Source organism: Streptomyces hirsutus, from assembly GCF_001418415.1.
GTDB lineage: Bacteria > Actinomycetota > Actinomycetes > Streptomycetales > Streptomycetaceae > Streptomyces > Streptomyces hirsutus.
The window spans coordinates 1-1,737 of the sequence record NZ_LIQT01000748.1 but is presented as its reverse complement, the minus strand read 5'-3'; the positions used below and the strand labels follow the sequence as shown (position 1 = coordinate 1,737).

The 1,737-nt window shown below is 75.5% G+C and carries 1 protein-coding gene and 2 pseudogenes; all 3 read left to right on the top strand.

The annotated features are described in order from the left end of the window. Positions 1-18: 18 nt before the first annotated feature. Positions 19-365: pseudogene (locus AOK11_RS44265) on the top strand (condensation domain-containing protein); the annotation flags it as partial. 48 nt (positions 366-413) lie between these two features. Next, positions 414-1,096: pseudogene (locus AOK11_RS44260) on the top strand (AMP-binding protein); the annotation flags it as partial. Positions 1,097-1,138: 42 nt separating this feature from the next. Next, positions 1,139-1,737: AMP-binding protein (locus tag AOK11_RS44255; RefSeq protein WP_276204870.1), on the top strand; the 599-nt coding region annotated here is incomplete at its 3' end.

The window sequence follows — 1,737 nt, the reverse complement described above, 5'->3', positions numbered from 1 at the left end:
AGCGACCGGTCCGCCGCGCTGGAGCACTGGCGCACCCGCCTGGCCGGACTCACCCCGCTGGAGCTGCCGGCCGACCACCCCCGCCCCGAAACCCCCGGCAGCCGGGGGGCCGTCCACCAGGTCACCCTGCCGCCCTCCCTCACCGACGCGCTCGCCGCACTGGGGCAGCGCGTCGGCACGACCCCCTACATGACCGTGCTGGCCGCCTTCCAGGCCGCGCTGGCCTTCCACACCGGACAGCGCGACATCGCCGTCGGCACCGTCGTCGCCAACCGGGAACGCGTCGAGACCGAGCAGCTCGTCGGCTTCTTCGCCAACACCCTCGTGCTGCGCGGCGACCTCTCCGACGACCCGACCCCGGCCGCNNGTCCGGCACCGCCGCCACCGGCGGCCTCACCCTCGGGGAGGCGGTCGTGACCCCGTACCGGATCGGCCTCACCACCGCCAAGTTCGATCTCACCCTGGACCTGCGCGCCGGCGAGGACCGCACCGAGCTGTCCCTCGTCTACCGGCCCGACCTGTTCGAGGAAGCCTCCGTCGCCGCCCTCGCCCGGCACACCGTCACCCTCCTGGAGGCGTTCTGCGCCACCCCCGACACCCCGCTCAGCACCATCGACCCGCTCACCCCCGCCGAACGCGGCCGCCTCCTCGGCCCGGACGGTCCCGCCAACACCGGCACCGGAACCGCCCCCGCCCCGCGGACCGCACCCGACCGGTTCGCCGAGCACGCGGCCCGCGCCCCGCACGCGGTCGCCGTCAGCGGATCGGGCCGCTCCCTGACCTACGCCCGGCTCGACGCCCGCGCCTCCGCGCTGGCGCGGAGACTGCGTGCCGCCGGCGTGGCCCGCGGCTCACTCGTCGGCGTCTGCCTCGACCGCACCCCCGACCTGGCGGTGGCCCTGCTCGCCATCTGGCGGGCCGGCGCCGCCCATCTGCCGCTCGACCCCTCCCACCCGCAGGCCCGGCGCGAGTTCACCGTCACCGACGCGGGCATCGACTGGATCGTCACCGACACCGCCACGCGCACCGCCGTCGACTCCCTGCCCGCCCGGCTCGTGCTGCTCGACGACTCCGACGACGAGCACGGGTCCGACGANNCGTCATCTACACCTCCGGCTCCACCGGCCGCCCGAAGGGCGTGGAGGTCACCCACGCCAACCTGGCCTGGCTGCTGGGCGCCGCCGACCGGCACTTCGGCTTCGGCCCCGCCGACGTGTGGACGCTCATGCACTCGCCCGCCTTCGACTTCTCCGTGTGGGAGCTGTGGGCGCCGCTCGCCACCGGCGGACGCGTCGTGGTGCTCACCTCGGACGAGGTGCGCGACCCGGCGGCCGTGCACCGCGTGCTGCGCGAGGAGCGCGTCACCGTCCTCAACCAGACCCCCGCCGCCTTCAAGGGCCTGCGCGCCCACCTGAAGGACGCCGGAGCCGGCTTCGGCGACCTGGCCCTGCGCACGGTCGTCTTCGGCGGCGACGCCTTCGACGTGCGGGACTACCGCGACTGGTTCACCGCCCCCGGGCACCGGCCCGCCCTGGTGAACATGTACGGCATCACCGAGACCTGCGTGCACGTCACCCTCCGCACCATCACCGAGGACGACGTCCACGGCACCGTCCGCTCGCCCATCGGCCGACCACTGGCCGGACAGCACGGCTACGTCCTCGACCCCTGGGGCCGGCTCGTCCCGCCCGGCACCGTCGGCGAGCTGTACGTCTCCGGCGGCGGCGTCGCCCGCGG